Origin of the sequence: Streptomyces albus subsp. chlorinus, from assembly GCF_013302895.1 — a bacterium.
GTDB classification, from domain to species: Bacteria; Actinomycetota; Actinomycetes; order Streptomycetales; family Streptomycetaceae; genus Streptomyces; species Streptomyces chlorinus.
The window spans coordinates 3,215,099-3,235,291 of record NZ_VJOK01000001.1 but is presented as its reverse complement, the minus strand read 5'-3'; the positions used below and the strand labels follow the sequence as shown (position 1 = coordinate 3,235,291).

The 20,193-nt window shown below is 73.1% G+C and carries 20 protein-coding genes and 1 pseudogene; 17 read left to right on the top strand and 4 right to left on the bottom strand.

All coding sequences use genetic code 11. The features are described 5' to 3' along the window. From FM076_RS33770 to FM076_RS14360, 5 genes are all read left to right on the top strand, one after another. Positions 1-465, top strand: a 465-nt coding sequence (locus FM076_RS33770) for a biotin/lipoyl-containing protein (RefSeq protein WP_345945006.1), incomplete at its 5' end; no start/stop codon positions are given. 197 nt (positions 466-662) lie between these two features. Next, positions 663-1,838: an acyl-CoA dehydrogenase family protein gene (locus tag FM076_RS14375; RefSeq protein ID WP_173870907.1), complete on the top strand. Its 1,176-nt coding sequence runs from the start codon at positions 663-665 to the stop codon at positions 1,836-1,838. Beyond that, a complete protein-coding gene (locus tag FM076_RS14370) occupies positions 1,838-2,635 on the top strand; it encodes an enoyl-CoA hydratase family protein (RefSeq protein WP_173870905.1) in 798 nt (265 codons plus the stop codon). Before FM076_RS14375 ends, FM076_RS14370 begins: the two co-directional genes overlap by 1 nt. Before the next feature lie 203 nt (positions 2,636-2,838). Beyond that, the gene (locus FM076_RS14365) at positions 2,839-3,369 is read left to right on the top strand and encodes a TetR/AcrR family transcriptional regulator (RefSeq protein WP_180218318.1); all 531 of its coding nucleotides are present in this window, start codon (positions 2,839-2,841) and stop codon (positions 3,367-3,369) included. A gap of 542 nt (positions 3,370-3,911) precedes the next feature. After that, complete coding sequence (locus tag FM076_RS14360) at positions 3,912-4,853, top strand: terpene synthase family protein (protein WP_173870901.1); 942 nt, start codon at positions 3,912-3,914, stop codon at positions 4,851-4,853. Between the two features lie 173 nt (positions 4,854-5,026). On the opposite strand, the gene FM076_RS14355 is transcribed toward FM076_RS14360, so the two are convergent. Next, positions 5,027-5,527, bottom strand: coding sequence for an ATP-binding protein (locus tag FM076_RS14355; RefSeq protein WP_173870899.1), 501 nt, complete (start codon positions 5,525-5,527; stop codon positions 5,027-5,029). Positions 5,528-5,707: 180 nt separating this feature from the next. Here FM076_RS14355 and FM076_RS14350 point away from each other — a divergent pair, with 180 nt between their 5' ends. From FM076_RS14350 to FM076_RS14330, 5 genes are read left to right on the top strand one after another with little or no spacing between them, the layout of a single operon-like run. Beyond that, complete coding sequence (locus tag FM076_RS14350; protein WP_173870897.1) at positions 5,708-6,619, top strand: helix-turn-helix domain-containing protein; 912 nt, start codon at positions 5,708-5,710, stop codon at positions 6,617-6,619. After that, positions 6,616-6,825, top strand: coding sequence for a DUF397 domain-containing protein (locus FM076_RS14345; protein ID WP_173870895.1), 210 nt, complete (start codon positions 6,616-6,618; stop codon positions 6,823-6,825). Before FM076_RS14350 ends, FM076_RS14345 begins: the two co-directional genes overlap by 4 nt. Beyond that, a complete protein-coding gene (locus FM076_RS14340; RefSeq protein ID WP_173870893.1) occupies positions 6,822-7,007 on the top strand; it encodes a DUF397 domain-containing protein in 186 nt (61 codons plus the stop codon). The genes FM076_RS14345 and FM076_RS14340 overlap by 4 nt, the downstream gene beginning before the upstream one ends. Further along, entirely contained in the window at positions 7,004-7,189 is a 186-nt protein-coding gene (locus FM076_RS14335; RefSeq protein WP_173870890.1) for a DUF397 domain-containing protein, read from the top strand. The genes FM076_RS14340 and FM076_RS14335 overlap by 4 nt, the downstream gene beginning before the upstream one ends. After that, positions 7,186-7,380: a DUF397 domain-containing protein gene (locus FM076_RS14330; RefSeq protein WP_173870888.1), complete on the top strand. Its 195-nt coding sequence runs from the start codon at positions 7,186-7,188 to the stop codon at positions 7,378-7,380. The genes FM076_RS14335 and FM076_RS14330 overlap by 4 nt, the downstream gene beginning before the upstream one ends. A gap of 69 nt (positions 7,381-7,449) precedes the next feature. On the opposite strand, the gene FM076_RS14325 is transcribed toward FM076_RS14330, so the two are convergent. Continuing rightward, a complete protein-coding gene (locus FM076_RS14325; RefSeq protein ID WP_173870886.1) occupies positions 7,450-8,541 on the bottom strand; it encodes a citrate synthase 2 in 1,092 nt (363 codons plus the stop codon). 573 nt (positions 8,542-9,114) lie between these two features. Here FM076_RS14325 and pdxH point away from each other — a divergent pair. Further along, positions 9,115-9,741 (top strand): pyridoxamine 5'-phosphate oxidase, encoded by a 627-nt coding sequence (pdxH, locus tag FM076_RS14320; protein WP_173874738.1) that lies wholly within the window; start codon positions 9,115-9,117, stop codon positions 9,739-9,741. A 477-nt stretch (positions 9,742-10,218) separates the two neighbouring features. Next, on the top strand, positions 10,219-11,937 hold the full coding sequence (locus FM076_RS14315) for a PAS domain-containing protein (protein ID WP_180217770.1): 1,719 nt from the start codon (positions 10,219-10,221) through the stop codon (positions 11,935-11,937). 182 nt (positions 11,938-12,119) lie between these two features. Here the strand turns inward: FM076_RS14315 and FM076_RS14310 are convergent, their stop codons facing one another. Beyond that, positions 12,120-13,019: an SIS domain-containing protein gene (locus tag FM076_RS14310; protein ID WP_173870884.1), complete on the bottom strand. Its 900-nt coding sequence runs from the start codon at positions 13,017-13,019 to the stop codon at positions 12,120-12,122. 193 nt (positions 13,020-13,212) lie between these two features. Here FM076_RS14310 and FM076_RS14305 point away from each other — a divergent pair, with 193 nt between their 5' ends. The 3 genes from FM076_RS14305 to FM076_RS14295 all read left to right on the top strand — a co-directional run bounded on the left by FM076_RS14305 (position 13,213) and on the right by FM076_RS14295 (position 17,245). After that, on the top strand, positions 13,213-13,908 hold the full coding sequence (locus FM076_RS14305) for a metal-dependent transcriptional regulator (protein ID WP_173870882.1): 696 nt from the start codon (positions 13,213-13,215) through the stop codon (positions 13,906-13,908). A gap of 443 nt (positions 13,909-14,351) precedes the next feature. Next, the gene (locus FM076_RS14300) at positions 14,352-15,860 is read left to right on the top strand and encodes an amidase (RefSeq protein WP_202034918.1); all 1,509 of its coding nucleotides are present in this window, start codon (positions 14,352-14,354) and stop codon (positions 15,858-15,860) included. Positions 15,861-16,300: 440 nt separating this feature from the next. After that, a complete protein-coding gene (locus FM076_RS14295) occupies positions 16,301-17,245 on the top strand; it encodes an alpha/beta fold hydrolase (protein WP_173870881.1) in 945 nt (314 codons plus the stop codon). Positions 17,246-17,273: 28 nt separating this feature from the next. On the opposite strand, the gene FM076_RS14290 is transcribed toward FM076_RS14295, so the two are convergent. Then, entirely contained in the window at positions 17,274-17,975 is a 702-nt protein-coding gene (locus FM076_RS14290) for a bifunctional DNA primase/polymerase (RefSeq protein ID WP_173870879.1), read from the bottom strand. 296 nt (positions 17,976-18,271) lie between these two features. On the opposite strand from FM076_RS14290, the gene FM076_RS14285 reads away from it, so the two are divergent. Both FM076_RS14285 and FM076_RS14280 read left to right on the top strand, forming a co-directional pair. Next, positions 18,272-19,663, top strand: coding sequence for a transcriptional regulator (locus tag FM076_RS14285; RefSeq protein ID WP_173870877.1), 1,392 nt, complete (start codon positions 18,272-18,274; stop codon positions 19,661-19,663). A gap of 195 nt (positions 19,664-19,858) precedes the next feature. Continuing rightward, positions 19,859-20,193, top strand: a pseudogene (locus FM076_RS14280) (hypothetical protein); the annotation flags it as partial.

The window sequence follows — 20,193 nt, the reverse complement described above, 5'->3', positions numbered from 1 at the left end:
CGCTTCACCGACGCGGCGGGGGAGGAGCACGAGGTGCGGTACCGGTGGGGCAGGGGCGGCGTGCTGGTGCCGGAGTCCGCGCCCGGGGTGCGGGTCCTCTCGGCCCGGCCGGAGGAGGTCGTGCTGGAGGTGGGCGGGGTGCGGCGGCCGTACCCGGTCGCCGCGTACGGCGAGCGCGTGTTCGTCGGGCGGCACGCCTTCACCGCGCTGCCCCGCCTCCCCGAACCGGAGACGGCGGCGGAGCCCGGCTCCCTGCTGGCGCAGCTTCCCGGGACGGTCGTCCGGCTCGCGGACGGCGTCCGGGTCGGGGCCCGGGTCACCGCGGGCCAGCCGCTGCTGTGGCTGGAGGCCATGAAGATGGAACACCGCGTGGTCGCCCCCGCCGAGGGGACGGTGACCGCCCTGAACGCCGCCGTGGGCCGGCAGGTGGAGGTGGGAGCGGTGCTGGCGGTCGTCACCGGATGACGGCCCCGTGTTCCCCGACCGCGCGACGGGCAACCAGGCAGCGGTCGCCAGGCAGCTTTCACCGGCCAGCTCCCACCTGGCAGCTTTCACAAGCCAGCGGCCATCAGGGCGGCGGCCACCAAGCCAGCGGCCACCAGGCAACTGCCACCAGGCAACTGCCCTCACACATCCGATCCCGAGCCCCAAGGGGGAGCCCCATGTCCGGCACGCCGGGTCTCATCGAGACCGAGGAACAGACCGCGCTGCGCGCCTCCGTCGCCGCGCTCGGCAAACGCTACGGCCGCCCGTACTTCGCTCGGGTCGTCGAGGAGGGCAAGCACACCGACGAGCTGTGGGCGGAGGCCGCCGGGCTGGGCTACCTCGGCGTCAACCTGCCCGAGGAGTACGGAGGCGGCGGCTCCGGCATCCAGGAGCTGTCCATCGTGCTGGAGGAGCTGGGCGCGGCGGGCTGCCCGCTGCTCATGCTGGTGGTCTCACCGGCGATCTGCGGCACCGTGATAGCCCGTTTCGGCACCGAGGAGCAGAAGCGGGCCTGGCTGCCGGGGCTGGCGGACGGCACCCGCAAGATGGCGTTCGGCATCACCGAGCCGGACGCGGGTTCCAACTCGCACCGGATCACCACCACGGCGCGCCGCGACGAGGCGACCGGCGACTGGTTGCTCACCGGCCGCAAGGTCTTCGTCTCGGGGGTGGACATCGCGGAGGCGACGCTGATCGTCGGCCGTACGGAGGACGCCCGTACGGGCAAGCTGAAGCCCTGCCTGTTCCTCGTTCCCCGGGACGCGGAGGGCTTCACCCGCAACCGGATCGACATGGAACTCGGCGCTCCGGAGAAGCAGTTCGAGCTGGTGCTCGACGACGTACGGCTGCCCGCCGACGCGCTCGTCGGCGACGAGGACGCGGGACTGCTCCAGCTGTTCGCCGGGCTGAACCCGGAGCGCATCATGACGGCGGCGTTCGCGCTGGGCATGGCGCGGCACTGCATCGCACGGGCGCTGGACTACGCGCGGACCCGCCAGGTGTGGAAGGAGCCGATCGGCGCGCACCAGGCCATCGCGCACCCGCTGGCGCAGGTCCACATCGAGGTGGAGTGCGCCCGGCTGATGATGCGGAAGGCGGCGCTGCTCTACGACGCCGGGGACGACGCCGGCGCGGGGGAGGCGGCCAACATGGCCAAGTACGCGGCGGCGGAGGCGTGCGTGCGCGCCGTCGACCAGTCGGTGCACACCCTCGGCGGCAACGGCCTGACCCGCGAGTACGGCCTCGCGGCGATGGTCACCGCCTCCCGGGTGGCGCGGATCGCGCCGGTCAGCAGGGAGATGATCCTCAACTACGTCTCCCACCAGACCCTCGGCCTGCCGAAGTCGTACTGATGGGCGCGCACGGAACGGACCTCGTCCACGAGGCCACCCAGAACGGCGTCCGCACCCTCACCCTCGACTCGCCGCACAACCGCAACGCGCTGTCGGCCCGCCTGGTGGCGCGGTTGTACGACGCGCTGGAGAGGGCCGGCGCGGACAGCGGCGTCCGCGCCGTGCTGCTGACCCACACCGGCTCGACGTTCTGCGCGGGCGCCGACCTGAGCGAGGCGGTGAGCGCGGAAGAGGGCGGCGCGCCCGCCGACGGGCCCCTGGCCCTGGCGCGGCTGCTGCGCACCGTGGTGGAGTTCCCCAAACCGGTCGTCGCGCGGGTGACCGGGCATGTGAGGGCGGGCGGCACCGGGCTGCTGGCGGCCTGCGACATCTCCGTCGCGGGCCCCGGGGCCACGTTCGCCTTCACGGAGGCGCGGATCGGGGTGGCCCCGGCCGTCATCTCGATGACGGTGCTGCCCCGCACCGACCCCCGCGCGCTCGCGCGCTACTACCTGACGGGCGAGCGGTTCGGGCCGCACGAGGCGGCCCGGATCGGACTGGTGACCCTGGCCGCCGACGACGTGGACGAGGCGCTGGCGCCCGTGCTGGACGGGTTGCGGCGCGGCTCGCCGCAGGGCCTGGCCGCGTCGAAGCGGCTGGTCACCCGGGAGGTACTGGCCGCGTTCGACCGGGACACCGGTACGCTCGCTGACCTGTCCGCGCGGCTGTTCGCGTCGGACGAGGCCCGCGAGGGCATGACGGCCTTCCTCGAACGACGGGAGCCCGAATGGGCAGTGCGGCAGGCGCCCGTGCGGTGAACACGCGGGCGGCAGACGGGGACACGTCGGGTGTGTCGGGTTCGGCGGGTGCGGCGCGTACGACGCGCACGACGGGCACCGTGCGTACGACGAGCACGGCGCGCGCGGCGGGTGCTGCGCGCACGACGAGTACGGCTCGCGCGGCGCAGGGGGGCCGGGGTGCGGCACCCAAACAGGACCGCAGCCGGGCCACCCGGCAGCGGCTGCTGGAGTCGGCGGTGACCTGCCTGGCCGAGCTGGGCTGGTCGGGCAGCACCGTCACGGTGGTGGCCGAGCACGCGGGCGTCTCACGCGGCGCGGCGCAGCACCACTTCCCCACCCGCGAGGACCTGTTCACAGCGGCGGTCGAGTACGTGGCCGAGAAGCGCTCGCGGGCACTGCGCGAACTGCCCACACCCGCCTCCACGCACGCCGCCGTAGAAACCCTCGTCGGCCTCTACACCGGCCCCCTCTTCCGCGCCGCCCTGCACCTGTGGGTGGCCGCCTCCAACGAGCCCCAGCTCGCGGCGCGCGTCACCGCACTGGAGGCCCGGATCGGCCGCGAGACCCACCGCATGGCCCTCGAACTGCTGGGCGCCGACGAGCGCGGCCCCGGCGTGCGCGAAACGGTGCAGGGCCTCCTCGACATGGCCCGCGGCCTCGGCCTCGCCAACCTCCTGACGGACGACACCGCCCGCCGCCGCCGGGTGGTCGCCCAGTGGGCACGCCTGGTGGAGGACGCCCTGCGAGAGTGACGCCACCGCGTTCGTGCGGTGGCGGGGACGGCCGGTGCGGGCCCGGCGCGCCGGCCCGGCTGGTGCGGCAGGGCGCGTTCCCCAGCTGTCTCGGTCCACGGCCTCCGTGCCGGGCCCAGCGGCCGTCGGCCCCTGCAGCCGTCGGCCCCCGCGTCGGGGTCTCCAGGGGCGCATGCACGCTCCGGGCCGTGGGATGGCGCGTCCAGGCACCCGCCCGCCGCCTTGGTGACGCGCTTCTTCGTCACCTCCGCGTTGGTCCCGGAGGTCCCGGACCGGTCCCGCCTCACTCGCCTTCTTCGTGAGCCCCGTAGCGGTCCTAGCCTGTGTGTGACCGTCCTCGCCGACCCGTTCGGCCAGGACGTCGAGGAGTCCTTCCAGCCGCTGACCGCCTCTCTGTGTGCCCCGGAAAGCTGCCCCTGGCTGGTGTGCGGACGCGGGCACGATCCCTCGTCCGTTCCCTGCTTCACAAGCTTTCAACGCGTTCACGCTTCGCTGTGAGCGTCCAGTTCCTTCGGCGGCACGATGTGGCGTGCACTGGACATATGAACGTCACGTACCGGGATGCCGCGGCGGAACTGTGCCCTCTGCCGGTGGTCGAGCATCCCCAGGCCGAACAAATCGAAGAAGGGGTCCGGTCCTGGGCGGGAGCCCAAACGATCTTCCACGATGCGAAGTCGGCCCGGGCAGCGGAGTACGGGCGGCTGTCCGCCGGCCTCTATCCCCGAAGCGGAGTCGCGGAGGCCGTCCTGGCGGGCTGCGTGCTGATGTATCTCTTCGAACTGGACGGCGAATTGGTGGAAGTACCCGCCGGAAAGGGTGACGCCCCAGCGGCTGCGCGGCAGCTCCTGCGCTGGGAGGCAGTGCTGGCCCCGCATGACGTGGGAACGGTCCCGCCCCGGGACGACTCCTCCCGGACACTGCTCGGGCTGTGGCAGCAGATCACCGCGGTGAGCGGACGCGAACACCAGGCCCGCCTCCGCCTTGCCTGGCGCACCTACGCTCTCGGCGCGGCAGCTGAAGCCGCGTTCATGTCAACCTCCACCATGCCGTCTCCGGCGGAGTACGCGGTGCTGCGCGCCCACACGATCGCGGACTGGCCACTGGTGTGGATCGAGATCACGTCGGGATACGTCTTGCCCGAAGCCCTCTGGAACTCGCCGGCCATCTCCCGTCTCAACCAGCTCTCCCAGCACTTGCTGGGAATCTCGAACGACATCTGGTCGTGGAGCAGGGAACACGCCGCATCTGACACTGCGGTGAACTATCCCGCTGTGCTCGCCCGTCACCATCAGTGCTCACTCGCCCGAGGCTTGGAGATGACGCTCGGTCTCCACCGGAAGGTCATGGAACAGTTCCTCGCCACTCATGAGCGGTTGTCCCGCGCGGACTGCTCGTTGACGAGGCGGTACGCCAACGATGTGGCGACTCTCGTCGCGGGTTGGTACCACTGGTGCGAGAGGACCTCCCGGTACGCACAGACCTGAGTGCGCTCTTGGCGCACGGAGGGCGACGGCGCCCACCGTGCGCGGCGGAGGGGGAGACGGTGGCGACCTGTCCGGCCGACTGGGGCCGGTGGGCAGCACGGTCGGTGGCCGATCACATGGGCATGGCATACGGCACGTGGGTTTCGTCGCCTCAACGTTGCCTCAGTGTCGCCTCAACGTCGCCTGTCGGTGCGGAGCACGATGCGGTCCGTCGGGAGCTTCAGTTCGGCCCACACGGTTTTGGTGATGGGGTCGTTGATCCGTTCTCCCCAGCGGGAGGCCAGGGCGTCCACCAGCAGGAGCCCGCATCCCGGTGACGACCGGGGCAGGCCCGGCGGCAGGGGTTTGTCCGCGCGTGCGTCGGTGACCTCCACCCGCAGCACCCCGCCCGCCGCCGACGTCCTCCCGGTGAGCACCAGACGGAGCCGGAAATCGCGCCCGATGGTGCCGCAGTGCCGCACGGCATTCGCCGCCAGCTCGGCCACGATCAGCGCCGCCGTCTGCGACGCCGTGCACCGGTACGGCACCCCGTGCTCGTCCAGCCACTGGGTCGCCAGCAGCCGCGCGAGGCGCGCGCCGCGCCGGGTGGAGCTGAGCTGCACGGTGAACGTCGTCGGCGCGGTGGCCCCCCGGGGTGGTCCGGCCTGGCGAATTCTGACTGTTCGCGGATTCATGGTGTGACGGTCCCGCCACGCGGCTAGCGTCGGCCAGGTCGGAAGAGCGTGCCCGCGCCTCGGGTACGGCGCGGTACGCCTTCTGCGCGGGGATGTACGGGCCGCCCGCCGTGACCACGCCACGGCGAACGGCGTTGATGCTGAGATCCGTCGAGGGCGTCGCACAAGGACGTGAAGCGTATGACCGTCGCGAACCAGAACACCCCGTCCCAGGGGCCGAACCGCAAGAAGGACGGCCGCGCCGTCCCCTCACCCCGCACGGCGGACACCGCCCAGCAGCGCAAACGCGAGGACGACCGCCCGGGGATCTGGGTGGGCTACGGCAAGTTGCTGGCCAAGTTCCGCAAGGATGCGGGGTATTCGCAAGAGCGGCTCGCCCCCCTGCTCGGCTACTCGCCGGAGCAGCTCGCCTCCGTCGAACAGGGGCGCCGCCCGGCGAAGGCGCCGCTCACGGAAGCGGCGGAACGCGTACTGAACGCCAACGGCGTCCTGGCCACCCTCCAGGAGGATGTGGACTTCGCGAAGCTGCCCGCTTTTTTCCGGGACTTCGTCCTGTTGGAGATGGAGGCGGTCAGCCGCTTCGACTTCGACCCGCTGCTGATCCCGGGGTTGTTGCAGACGGAGGGATACGCGCGGGCGCTGTTCGAGGGTCATGTTCCCGTGCTCGACGAGGACGCCATCGACGACAGTCTGGATGCGCGACTGAACAGGCAGAAGCTGCTGACCAAGCGGCCGATGGTGGACTTCTCCTTCGTCATCGGAGAGGCCGCGCTGCGTCAGGAACTCGGTGGGCCGGAGACGATGAAAGAGCAGTGCAGGCACCTGCTCGCGATGGGCGAACTCCGGAACGTGGCGATCCAGATCGTGCCGCTGGGGCGCGGCTTTCATGCCGGTCTCAACGGAGGGTTCGTGCTCGTGGAGACCTCGGAGCACCGGCAGTACGGCTACTTCGAGTCGCAGGACATCGGCCACGTCGTGAGCGAGGCCAAACAGGTGAGCACATTCGCTCTGCGGTATGGCAAGCTGCGATCACAGGCGCTGAACGTTGAGGAGTCAGCCGCCTTCATCGAGCAGTTGGCAGGAGAGCGATGACGAACGAGCAGGAAGCAGCCCGGCTCTGCGAGCTGTCTTGGCACAAGAGCAGCTACAGCGGCTCGGGTGGCGGCAACTGCGTGGAGGTTGCGCACACAGCTGTCACCGTCCACGTGCGCGACTCCAAGGAACAGTGCGGCCCCGTCCTCTCCGTCCCGTCCCACCAGTGGGCGGGCTTCATCCGGCACCTGGCGGGCGAGCGATGACGTCCGGACTGTCGTGGCACAAGAGCAGCTACAGCGGTTCGGGCGGTGGTGACTGTGTGGAGGTTGCACACACACCCGGCGCTGTCCACGTACGGGACTCCAAGGAACAGCGCGGCCCCGTTCTCTCCGTCCCGTCCAGCCAGTGGGTCGGCTTCATCCGACACCTGGCGGACCAGCGATGAGGACCGAGCTGTCCTGGCACAAGAGCAGCTACAGCGGTTCGGACGGTGGTGACTGTGTGGAGGTCGCGCACGCCTGCGCCACCGTCCACGTCCGTGACTCCAAGGAACAGTGCGGCCCGGTCCTCTCCGTCCCGTCCCACCAGTGGGTGGGTTTCATCCGGCATCTGGCGGGCGAGCGATGACGTCCGGACTGTCGTGGCACAAGAGCAGCTACAGCGGCTCGGGTGGCGGCAACTGCGTGGAGGTTGCGCACGCCTGCGCCACCGTCCACGTCCGTGACTCCAAGGAACAGTGCGGCCCGGTCCTCTCCGTCCCGTCCCACCAGTGGGTGGGTTTCATCCGGCATCTGGCGGGCGAGCCGTACAAGGGCTGACGGCCCGCACGACCGTCCCCGCCACCGTGCGGCAGGTGGCGGGGACGACGTGCCGGGGGCCTCGGGGCGTCAGCCCGCGTACCCCTCCACCTCGCGCGGGTCGCGCGGGCCGGGCCCCACATAGCGGGCCGACGGTCGCACCAGTCGGCCCGTCCGCTTCTGTTCAAGGATGTGGGCCGACCAGCCGGCCGTGCGGGCGCAGGTGAACATGGACGTGAACATGTGGGCGGGGACCTCGGCGAAGTCGAGGACGATGGCGGCCCAGAACTCGACGTTTGTCTCCAGTACCCGGTCGGGGCGGCGGGCGCGCAGCTCGGCGAGGGCCGCCTTCTCCAGCGCCAGCGCGACCTCGTAGCGCGGGGCGCCCAGTTCCTTGGCCGTACGGCGCAGCACGCGGGCCCGCGGGTCCTCGGCGCGGTAGACGCGGTGGCCGAAGCCCATCAGGCGCTCGCCGCGGTCGAGCTGCCGCTTCACATAGCCCTCGGCGTCGCCGGTGCGCTCGATCTCCTCGATCATGCCGAGGACCCGGGAGGGGGCGCCGCCGTGCAGGGGGCCGGACATGGCGCCCACCGCGCCGGAGAGCGCGGCGGCCACGTCGGCGCCGGTGGAGGCGATGACGCGGGCGGTGAAGGTGGAGGCGTTCATGCCGTGTTCGGCGGCGGACGTCCAGTAGGCGTCGACAGCGGCCACGTGCTTGGGGTCGGGCTCGCCGCGCCAGCGGCGCATGAAGCGCTCGACGACGGTGTCGGCCTTGTCGATCTCCTTCTGCGGCACCATCGGCAGGCCCTGGCCGCGTGCGGACTGCGCCACGTAGGAGAGGGCCATCACCGCGGCGCGGGCCAGGTTGTCGCGGGCGGTGCCCTCGTCGATGTCGAGCAGCGGTTTGAGGCCCCACACGGGCGCGAGCATGGCCAGCGCCGACTGGACGTCCACCCGGATGTCGCCGGAGTGCACCGGGATGGGGAACGGTTCGGCGGGCGGCAGGCCCGGATTGAAGCTGCCGTCGACCAGCAGCCCCCACACGTTGCCGAACGACACGTGCCCCACCAGGTCCTCGATGTCCACGCCGCGGTAGCGGAGCGCGCCGCCTTCCTTGTCGGGTTCGGCGATCTCCGTCTCGAACGCGACAACTCCCTCGAGTCCGGGTACGAAGTCGGACATCTGCTGCTCCCTCGTCAAGCGCCGCCGGACTGCGCGGCGGCGGAACGACTTTGCTGGCGTGGGCCCGGCTGCGCGGGTGCAGCCGTGGTCTGCTGTGCGCGGCGCGGGGGCGGCGAACGGTTCCGCTGCCGGCTTCTCGCGGCTCACGGACCGGGCCGTCACCTCGGTCATGCCCGCCCCGGTGGCTGGTCACGCTCCGCTGCGCCGTGGCCGGAGCACCCCTGGGCGGAGCGGCAACCATAGCCCTTGGTGCACGGATGCCACAGCTCCCCGCACAGGATTCTGGTGCCTGAGGCACCTGCGGGGGAGGGTGAGAAGTGGCACAGGCCCCGATTCCGCGCCCGCAGGTGTGCGGCGGGTGTCCACCGGGCAAACTGTCCGACCGCGAAGCGGACTCCCCGCCCCGGGGCGGGGCGGATGCTGCAAGATGGCCGGGTGCCTCACGCCGACGACGCCACCACCACCGCGGGCGGTCCCACTGCGGGCGGCCCCGCCGCGAGCGAACCCCTTCCGGGCGGCCCCGCCGCGGATGATCCCACCGCACTGGACGCCACCACCCTCGACCCCGCCGCCATGCGCGCCCACTACCGGGACGAAGGTCTCAGCGAGAGCGACCTGGCGCCCGACCCCTTCGCGCAGTTCGCCCTCTGGTTCGCGCAGGCGCGGGCCAGCGGTCTGCACGAGCCCAACGCCATGGTGTGCTCCACAGCGGACGAGAGGGGCCGCCCCAGCTCCCGTACCGTCCTGCTCAAGAAGTACGACGAGCGCGGCTTCGTCTTCTTCACCAACTACGGCTCCCGCAAGGGCAGGGAGCTGGACGCGAACCCGTACGTCTCACTGCTCTTCCCCTGGCACGGCATCGCCCGCCAGGTGATCGTCTCCGGCACGGCCGAGCGCACCGGCCGCGACGAGACGGTGGCCTACTTCCGCACCCGCCCGCACGGCTCCCAGCTGGGCGCGTGGGCGAGCGAGCAGTCCTCCAAGGTGGCCTCCAGAAAGGAGCTGGACGCGATGTTCGCCCGGCTCGCGGAGCGCTACCCGGAGGGGGAGGACGTGCCGGCCCCGGCGCAGTGGGGCGGCTACCGGGTGCGGCCCGAGACGGTGGAGTTCTGGCAGGGCCGGGAGAACCGGCTGCACGACAGGCTGCGCTACAGCCGTACGGAGGACGGCGGCTGGACGGTGGCGCGGCTCTGCCCGTGAACGACGCGGGGCCGTCCCGGCGGGGCGGCCCCGGACACCCGGGGGTGCCTGGACACCGGGGGCGGCTCCCGGACACACGGAACCGGTGGAGACACGGAACCGGTGGAGACACGGAACCGGCGGACACACGGAACCGGCGGGCACACGGAACCGGCGGACCACGGAAGACGGCCGGCACACGGAAACGGCCCGTGGGCGACTCCCTCCTCCCCTGGGGGAGGACGGCGTCGGTCGGACGAGTCCGACGAGCCCACGGGCCGGGTGACTGCTCTGGATTGGCCGGCGAGCCGGCGTCACACAGCGGCGTCGGCCGTCAGGCCGCAGCCACCTCACACGTCCGGTGATTGATCATCAGCCGGATCACCTCCTTTCCTGTGTGCTCCACACCGTAGGCGCGGCCACGGGGCGCGGCAAACGAATTTCGGGGCGACAACGATTCGCGGGAACCTCCTGTGTGCTCTGTCACGTTCGAGTTGAATGATCCGTGCAGGCGCCGTTGCGCTCAGCGACGGGAACAGCATCAAGGGGGGTGCCGAGGTGGCGGCTCGATCCGAGACTCACTCCGCGTCGTCCTCGGGCGGTGACGACGGCGGACCCGACGACGAACTCCTGCTCGCCGCGCTGCTCGACGGCATGGACGCGGCCCTGTGCGCCTTCGACGCGGACGGAGTGGTCACCCACTGGAACCGCGAGGCCGAACGGATGCTCGGCTGGACCCAGGAGGAGGCGGTCGGCCGCCAGGGGCTCGCCGGGTGGGCGGTGCGCGCGGCGGACGCCGAGGAGGTCGAGAGCCGCCTGCTGGACGCGATGCGCTCCCCGGGCCGCCACGTCCACGAGTTCGCGCTGCTGACCAAGGACGGCGGGCGGGTCCTGGTGCGCATCCAGTCCTCCGGCGTGGCCGGGGCCGACGGCCGGCCCAAGGGCGTCTACTGCGCGTTCAGCGAGGTGCACGCGCAGATCGACCTGGAGCGCTCCATCGCGCTGAGCGAAGCGCTGCTGGAGGACGCCTCCTGGGGCGTCGTCCTCGTCGACGCCGACCTGCGGCCCACCGTCGCCAACACGCACGCCGCCCGCGCCTTCCGCGTCCCGGCCCGCGCCGCGATGCTCGGCCGCCCGCTGGGCGAACTCCTCGACCAGGGCATGGAGGAACTGGAGGGCGCACTCCAGCACGTGCTCGGCGAGGGCGCGCCGCCCGCCCCGGCGGAGATCTGGGTGACGCTGCGCGCGCCCCTGACCGGCGGTGACCGGAGGGAGGACGAGGGAACGGCGGGCACCGGCCGGTCCGGCCGCCCGGGCCCCTTCGACCGCTCCGACCGGCCCGGACGGGAGGGACGGGGCGGACCGGACGCACGGGAGGGACGGGAGGGCGCCGGCCGCGCCGAGGACGACGCCGGCCGCGCGGGCACCCCCACCGCCGGGGACGACGCGGCGGAGGCCGCCCGCCGACGCTGCTGGCGCAGCGGCTTCCTGCGGCTCTCCTCCCCGCTGGCCGAGGAACCCGTCCCCCTGGGCGTGGCCTGGCTCTTCCAGGACGTCACCGAGCAGAAGAAGCAGGAGCGCGACGCCGCCCGGCTGCGCTTCCGCGACAGCCAGCTGCACCGCGCGGCCCGCGCCGCCGCCGAGTGCGCCGACCCCCTGGAGGCCGCCCGCGTCCACCTGGAGTTCGCGCTTGCGGGCTTCGCCGACCACGTGCTGCTCGACCTGGCGGCCGACCCCGGCCCCGAGCCCTCACTGACGCCGGACACCTCGCTGGACGCGCTGCCGCTCCGGGAGACCCGGCTGGTGCGGGCCGCGCTGACCCCGGCCGCGGACCGCGGCCGGGTCCCGCACATCGAACCGAACACCGCCAGCGGCATCCCCGTCGCCTACCCGGAGGGCCACCCGGCGCTCCAGGCCTACCAGCGCTGCACCTCCGTACGGGCCAGCGGCGGCGGGGGCGCGGGCGCCCGGGAGACACGGGAGACGCGGGAGACGCGGGAGTGGGCGCGCACCCGCAAGTGGCCCCAGGGCACGGTGCACGGCCTGTGCTCGGTGCTGCGCTGCCGCGGCCGGTCGCTGGGGGTCGTCACGTTCCTGCGGGACGGGGGCCGCCGCCCCTTCGACAGACAGGACGCCGACTACGCGGAACAGGTCGCCGCCTACGTCGCGGCCTTGGTCGATCTCGCCAACGCGCCGGCGGGCCGTCGCCCGGGCTGAGGACGGTCTGGGGATGGCCGGCCGGCGCGGCGGTGGCCGAGCGGCCGGCGGCAGGAGATCCGGTCAGCTCAGCTGCAGAAGTGCCCGCCAGCTGCAGAAGTGCCCGCCAGCTGCAGAAGTGCCCGCCAGCTGCAGAAGTGCCCGTCAGCTGCAGAAGAGTCCGTCAGCAGGGGGACATCCGGTCAGCGGTAGAAGATCCGGTCCGCGTAGGCGTCCATCACGCGTGCGTTCCAGTCGTGCCCGCCGTCCACGTTGCCCGACCGCAGCATGGGCGGCTCGACGCCGCGGCGCACCAGCTCGCCGGTCGTCTCGGCGACGATCGCCTGCATCAGCGCGCTGGTCACCACGGTCGAGGCGGGCCCGAACGGCGCGTCCACCCCGTCCGCGGTCAGCTCCGCGTCCCCCACCGCGATGCGGCTGTCCACCACGAGGTCGCAGTGGTCCTTCAAGAAGGTGCCCGTGGTGTGCCGGGAGCGGGTCTGCCGCGCGTACGCGACGGAGGTGACGCCGATGACCTTGAGGCCGAGCGCCCGCGCGTTCATGGCCATCTCGACGGGGAGCGCGTTGCGGCCCGAGAGGGAGATGACGATCAGCGCGTCACCGGAGCGTGCCGGACCGGAGTCCAGCGCCGCCGCAGCCAGCCCGGAGACCCGCTCCAGGGCACTGCCGAGCGTGGCGGGCCGGACGTCGACGCCGACCGCGCCGGGCACGTTGAGCAGGTTCATCACGGCCAGCCCGCCCGCGCGGTAGACGGTGTCCTGGGCGGGCAGCGAGGAGTGGCCGGCGCCGAAGGCGAAGATCCGGCCGCCGTCGGCGACGGTGCCCGCGAGCAGCGCGCCCGCCGCGCGCACGGTCTCGGCCTGGCTGTCCCTGACCTCCCTCAGCAGGGAGATGGCGGCGTCGAAGAAGTCCCCGGCGAGCGTGCCGGCCGCCGCGCTCCCCGCTCCGCCGTCCCTGCGACGCGGCTCGCGCTGTCCGCCGTCTTCTCCGCCTTCGCCTCTTTCGCCTTTTCCACTCTCCCTGACTCCCGCGCCCGGTTCGTTCCGTCCGGCCCGCGCTCCCCGCTCCGCCGTCCCGCCCATCGCGTCCCCTGCTCCCCGGCCCGTCCCCGGTGCCGTTCCGTAGTACGGCGATCACCGTGCGGTCTCGCGCCGCGTCTGTCAACCGGCGTGCGCCCGTTGTCAATACCGCGTCCGGGCTTCGGCGGCACGGTTGTCGGTGGGATGCGTCAGAATTGCTTGCAGGGCCACCGCACGATCTGACTAGGGGCTGCGCATGTCAGGACTCATCGACACCACGGAGATGTATCTCCGCACCATCCTGGAACTGGAAGAGGAAGGTGTGGTCCCGATGCGTGCCCGCATCGCCGAGCGCCTGGACCAGAGCGGCCCCACGGTCAGCCAGACCGTGGCCCGAATGGAGCGGGACGGGCTGGTCACGGTCGCCGGGGACCGCCATCTGGAGCTGACGGACGAGGGCCGGCGGCTGGCCACGCGCGTCATGCGCAAGCACCGGCTGGCGGAGTGCCTGCTGGTCGACGTCATCGGCCTGGAGTGGGAGCAGGTGCACGCGGAGGCGTGCCGCTGGGAACACGTGATGAGCGAGGCGGTCGAGCGCCGCGTCCTGGACCTGCTGCGCCACCCCACCGAGTCGCCGTACGGCAACCCGATCCCGGGCCTGGAGGAACTGGGCGAGAAGGCCGAGGCCGACCCGTTCCTGGACGAGGGCCTGGTCAGCCTGAACGACGTCAAGCCGGACGGGGACGGCAAGACCGTCGTCGTCCGCCGCATCGGCGAGCCGATCCAGATGGACGCCCAGCTGATGTACACCCTGCGGCGGGCGGGCGTGCAGCCCGGCGCCGTCGTCAGCGTCAACGCCGGCTCCGCCGGGGGCGTGCAGGTCGGCAGCAGCGGTGAGGCCGCCGAACTCGGCTCCGAGGTCGCCGCCCACGTCTTCGTCGCCAAACGCTGACCCTTCCCGTCCCCCTCTCCGGCCCCGCGCGCACCGCCGCGAACCGCTGCTGCGCACCGCGCTGCGCGGGGGAAGGGGTGACGGGGGTGCCGAAACGCATACTGACCGGTCGGTCCGCACCCGGGGAGCCCGGGCCGGGGCGGCCGGTTCCTTCCGCGACGCGTGTGGCGAGCCCGCCGTGTGCGGGCCGGCTCCGACGGGGCCGGGCCTCCCGGTGCCGTCGGCTTCCTCGGCCGGTGCTGTCGGCTCTCTCGGCCCGGTGCCGTCGCCTCCCTCGGCCCATGCCGTCGCCTCCTCGGCGAGGAGGCGACGGGCGGTGGGCGGTGGGCTATCGGCGGTGGCGGCCGAGAGGTGCCGCCCCACTCATGCCCGGGTGAGACCTCCACCCCGTTGTGCGAATCGGCATTTTCTGCCCTCTTCCCGAGGTCAGTACGGTCCGATTCATGGAGTGGAGCTTTCAGACGGCGGAAGACGTCACGGCCGCCCTGCGTGCCGGTGACGTGACATCGGTGGAGCTGACCGACGAGGCGATCGCCCGTATCGAGCGGGAGGACAAGGCGGTCAACGCGATCTGCGTGCCGGACTTCGACCGTGCGCGGGCCGCCGCGCGCGAGGCCGACCGGGCGCGCGCCCGCGGCGAGGACCGGCCACTGCTCGGTGTCCCGGTGACGGTCAAGGAGTCCTACAACGTCGCCGGGCTGCCCACGACCTGGGGCATGCCGGAGTACCGGGACTTCGTGCCGGACGAGGACGCGGTCCAGGTCTCCCGGCTCCGGGCCGCCGGGGCGGTGGTGCTCGGCAAGACCAATGTGCCCTTGGGGCTGCAGGACCTCCAGAGCTTCAACGAGATCTACGGCACCACCGGCAACCCGTGGGATCCTGCGCGCACGTCGGGCGGGTCGTCCGGCGGGTCGGCGGCGGCCCTGGCGGCGGGGTTCGGCGCGTTGTCGATCGGCTCCGACATCGGCGGTTCGCTGCGCACCCCCGCGCATTTCTGCGGCGTCTACGCGCACAAGCCGACGCTGGGGCTGGCGGCGAGCCGCGGCATGGTCCCGCCCGCCACACCGGCCTTGCCGGTCGACCTCGACCTCGCCGTCGTCGGCCCGATGGCGCGCGCCGCCCGCGACCTCACGCTCCTGCTCGACGTCATGGCCGGGCCGGACCCGCTGACGCTCGGCGTGGCGCACGGGCTGACGCTGCCGCCCGCGCGCCACCGGCGGCTGAGCGACTTCCGGGTCCTGGTCCTCGACGCGCACCCGTGCGTTCCGACCGGCTCCGCTGTGCGGGCCGGGGTGGCGCGGGTGGCCGACGCGCTCGCCGACGGCGGCGCCCGCGTCGAACGGCACACTCCGCTGCTGCCGGACCTGGCCGAAGCCGCGACGGTCTACACCCAGTTGCTGTTCTCGGGCTCCGTCGCGCGTTTCCCCCTCGAAGCGTACGAGCGGCTGCGGACCCGCGCCGCCGGACTGGGCGCGGACGACCAGAGCCTCGGCGCGGCGCGGCTGCGCGGGATGGTGCTGAGCCATCGCGACTGGATCGAGGTGGACAACCGCCGCGAGCTCCACCGCCACGGCTGGCGGCGGCTGTTCGCCGAGTTCGACGCCGTGGTGTGCCCGATCACGCCGACTCCCGCGTTCCCGCACGACCACGACCCGGATCTGCTGGCACGCCGGATCGACATCGACGGCGTCGAGTACCCGTTCTTCGACCAGCTCGTCTGGGCCGGTCTGGCCACCATGCCCGGCCTGCCCGCCACCGCCGTACCGACGGGCCTGTCGCCCGATGGCCTGCCCGTGGGCGTGCAACTCATCGGTCCGATGTTCGAGGACCGCACCCCGCTGCGGCTGGCCGAGCTGCTCGAAGAGAGGATCGGCGGCTTCCAGGTGCCTCCCTCGTTCGGCCCTGGCGCGGGCCGCCGTCGGGCCGGGGACGCCATCGGCGCAGGCTCGTGAGGGTGGCCGTCTTCCCAAAACTCCGCCGCCGTACCAGAGTTGCCGGAACGGCGGTGAGCGTGCGGCCGGCATGCCACGCTGTCGCTTGTTGACGAGTGCGCCCAGGGACCGGATGTGCTGCCGTGCGTTCGGCGGGAGGGAGCCATCGATGCGGTGTTCCGCGGGCGGCTCTGCGTGGCGGCTCCGCGCGGGGCCGGTGAGCAGCCGGGGCTCCGGCGCCTTCGGTCGCCGGAGCCCCGCCTCCCCATGTCCCCCCACGGCGACCCGGAGCCCCGAGCCCTCAGGGTCTGCCGCCCTCCCGGTTCCTGTCTCCCCCGGGGGACGGCGGACAACCCCGCGACGGTGTCACTCGAAGGTGGGGTGTTCGCCGTGAGACCCGGCTGTTCGAATAGAGGTTCGATAGGCTGAGGCGGCGGTCACAGGAGGGGGTGTCATCACGCATGGTGCGACGGATCGACGTGACGGGCGCGGACGGAATCCGCCTCGCGGCCTGGGAGTTCGCCGACCCGCCCAAGGCGGGCCCGGAAGGGCTCGGCGGGCCGGCCGGACCCGGGGCCGCGGGCCGCGGACCGGGCGCCGCACGGGCCGTCGAGGCGCAGCGCCGCAAACCGCCCGGAGTGCTGCTGCTGCACGGACTGATGGGCCGTGCCTCGCACTGGGCGGGCACCGCCCGCTGGCTCGCGGACCGCTACCGGGCGGTGGCCCTCGACCAGCGGGGACACGGCCGCAGCGACAAGCCCGGGGGAGCCCGCTACGACCGGGAGGCGTTCGTCGCGGACGCGGAGGCCGCGCTCGAACAGCTCGATCTGGCGCCCGTCGCCCTCATCGGCCACGCCATGGGGGCGCTGACCGCGTGGCAACTGGCCGCCAAGCGCCCGGACCTCGTCCAGGCCCTGGTGATCAGCGACATGCGGGCCTCCGCGCTCGGCGAGCAGTCGCAGCGCGAGTGGGAGCAGTGGTTCGACTCCTGGCCGGTGCCGTTCGCCACGCTCGCCGACGTCCGCAAGTGGTTCGGCGAGGACGACCCCTCCCTGGAGCGCTCCCGGCCCTCCCGGGGCGAGTACTTCGCCGAGGTGATGGCCGAGGGGGAGGACGGCTGGCGGCCCGTCTTCTCCACCCGGGTGATGGCGCGCGCCCGCGAGACATGGGTCCATGACGCACACTGGGACGAGCTGGCGCAGGTCCGCTGCCCCACCCTGGTCGTGCGCGGCCTCGACGGGGAGCTGGGCAGGGCCGAGGCGCAGGAGATGGTGCGGGTGCTGCCCCGCGGCATCTACGCGGAGGTGACCGAGGCCGGGCACCTGATCCACTACGACCAGCCCGAGGAGTGGCGCCGCGTCGTCGAGCCCTTCCTGCGGGCCACACTCCCCACCACCGCCGCCTGAGCCCCCGCCCCTCGGGCCGGTCACCCGGTCACCGCGCCCCGGCGGCGGCGCCCTCACGGCCGCAGGCGTAGGCGAGCGTGGGCAGTACTTCCCCGGCGTCGGGCAGCCAGCGGTTGGCCGCGTTCGGTTCGCGGGCCCACTGCACGGGGCCGCGCGCGCCCACCCGGGTGGGGGGCGCGGCCACCCAGTCGCCCTCTCCTCTCGCCAGCAGGTCCAGCGCGCCGGGGGACCAGCCGAGGCGGCGCAGGGCGTGGGGGAGCACGGCGGTGGCGCCGGGCAGGACGAAGAAGAGCATCCGGCCGTCCGGGGTGCTGGTGACCGGGCCGAGCGGCTGTTCCATCCGCTCCAGGCGGGCGAGGGCGAGGCAGCCGACGGCTTCCGAGACCTCCAGGGCGTCGAACGCGCGGCCGGTGGGGAGCAGGACGGCGGCGCGCGGCTCGGTGGTCCACAACCGGCGTGCGGTCGTCGCGCTCCCCGTCGTCTCGTCCGCCCACCGGGCGCGCGCCGGGTGTGCGCCGGGGGCGGGACACGCGGCGTCGCCGCACGAGCAGCGCGGTACGCCGTGCACCGTCTCCAGCCAGGTGCCCGGGAAGACGTCCCAGGCCCGCTCCTGGGTGTAGCGCACGGCGTGTTCGAGGGGTGAGGCGCCCGGTGACGCCGTCCGCCGGCCGGGGACGCGGGGGTGCGTGGCGGCTTCGGAGGTGCGTGTGATGGTCTCTTCCACGACCATCACAACTTTCCCTTCCGGCGCGGGTTACGGGGGCGGATCGGGGTGTCACGAGGCACGCGGCGCCTTGCCGGACGGCCCCCGGTCACCCCTGCGGGGCATCCCGCGCTCGGGACGGCGCATGGGGGCATCTGCGGGGGCGCGTGCACAGAAGAGCGGTCTTGGATGGGTAGTTCCTCTCCGGCGCATTGTGCTGCGAAGACGGGGGTTGGGGCGGGATTGGCCGGGTGGCGGCCGGTTTCTGGCATATGCGCCGGCAGGTAGTGGGCAGGCAGGGCCTTCACCATGGAGGGGATCGCATGGCCGCCAGGCCGCTCGTCGCGAGGCAGCCCAACGAACGGCTGCAGGCGCTCATCCAGGAAGCCGGGTGCTCGAACGCGGGTCTGGCCCGCCGTGTGAACATGTGCGGCGCCGAGCACGGCCTGGATCTGCGGTACGACAAGACCTCCGTCGCGCGCTGGCTGCGCGGCCAGCAGCCGCGCGGGCGCGCCCCCGGCATCATCGCCGAGGCGCTCGGCCGCAAGCTGGGCCGGACGGTGACGATCGACGAGATCGGGATGGCCAACGGCAAGAACCTCGCCTCGGGCGTGGGTCTCCAGTTCGCGCCCACGGTCCTCGGCGCCGTCGAACAGGTCTGCGAGCTGTGGCGGAGCGACGTGGGGCGCAGGGACTTCCTGAGCGGCTCGACGGTCGCCGCCTCCGCGCTCGTCGAGCCGAGCCGGGACTGGCTGATCACCCAGCCCGACCACCAGGTGGCCCGCAACGCAGGGGCGCGCGTGGGCCCTTCCGACGTGGCCGCTGTCCGGTCCATGACCGAGGCGCTCTCCGAACTCGACCACCGCTTCGGCAGCGGACACATCCGCCCGGTGGTGGTGCACTACCTCAACAGCGTGGTGTCCGGGCTCCTGGCCGGCTCGTACCCGGAGGCGGTCGGCAGGTCCCTGTTCGCCGCCGTCGCCCGGCTGACCGAACTGGCGGGCTACATGGCCGTGGACACCGGCCAGCACGGACTGGCGCAGCGCTACTACATCCAGTCGCTGCGGCTGGCGCAGGCCGCCGGGGACCGCGCCTACGGCGGCTATGTGCTCGCCGCCAGCATGAGCCACCTCGCGGCGTCGCTCGGCAACCCCCGGGAGATCGCTCAACTGGCGCGCGCGGCCCAGGAAGGGGCGCGGGGGCGTGCGACGCCGCGTGTGGAGGCGATGTTCCACGCGGCGGAAGCGCGCGGGCACGCGCTCATGGGGGACGCGCGCGCCTGCCAGAGCGCGATGACGCGCGCGCTGACGGCGATGGACGGCGCCGACGCCGCCGAGGGCTCCGGTGACGACCCGGCGTGGATCGGCCACTTCGACCGGGCCTACCTCGCCGACGAACTCGCCCACTGCCACCGCGACCTGGGGCAGGCCGAGAGCGCGGCGGCCCGCGCCGAGGAAGCCGTCACCGGGCACCCGGAGGGCCGGGCGCGGCGGCGCGCGATCGGGCTGTTCCTGCTGGCCGGTGCCCAGGTCCAGCAGCGCGAGGTGGAACGTGCCTGCCACACCGGCACGCAGGCCGCGCAGATCCTCGCCGGGCTGCGCTCAAACCGGGGCACGGAGTACCTGGAGGACTTCCGGCAGCGGCTGGAACCGTACGCGGGCGAGACGGTGGTGCGCGAGTTCTCCGAGCGGCTGGAGGTGGCGCAGGCGGTGTGAGACGGACCGCACGGCCGGAGCCGGACCGGGGCGGCTCGCTACGGTGGTTTCGCGGCGTATGGCACCTCTTCAGGGGCTTCGCCCGGACATCAGGTGAAGGAAGGGTGTCCGCACATCTGGGTGCGTGGTCCCCCGTCCGGGGCAACCGGTAGCGTGAGCCGACGATTCCGCAAGCCATGCGAACGAGGAGCCTCGGTGACAACGCACAACGGACGCGGACAGGACGGGACTTCCGGCTCCGCCGGCGACTCCCTGCCCGCCTCCACGACCCCTTACGAGGGTGTCGTGCTGCCCGCCAACGGTGACCCGTGGACTCCTCAGCAGCAGCGCCAGGTCCAGGCGGAACGCGACCGTGTCAGCCCCCCGGCCGGCCAGCCGTGGGGCCGCCCCTGGGGCCCGGGCTCCGACGCCGCCCCGGCCCCCGCCTCGCCGCCGGCCCCGCAGAGCAGCCCCGGCTACTGGGGCCCGCCCGCCGGGCAGGACGGGAGCGGTCCCGGCGGCGCCCCCGAGGCCGGCCGGCCCGGGGAGGG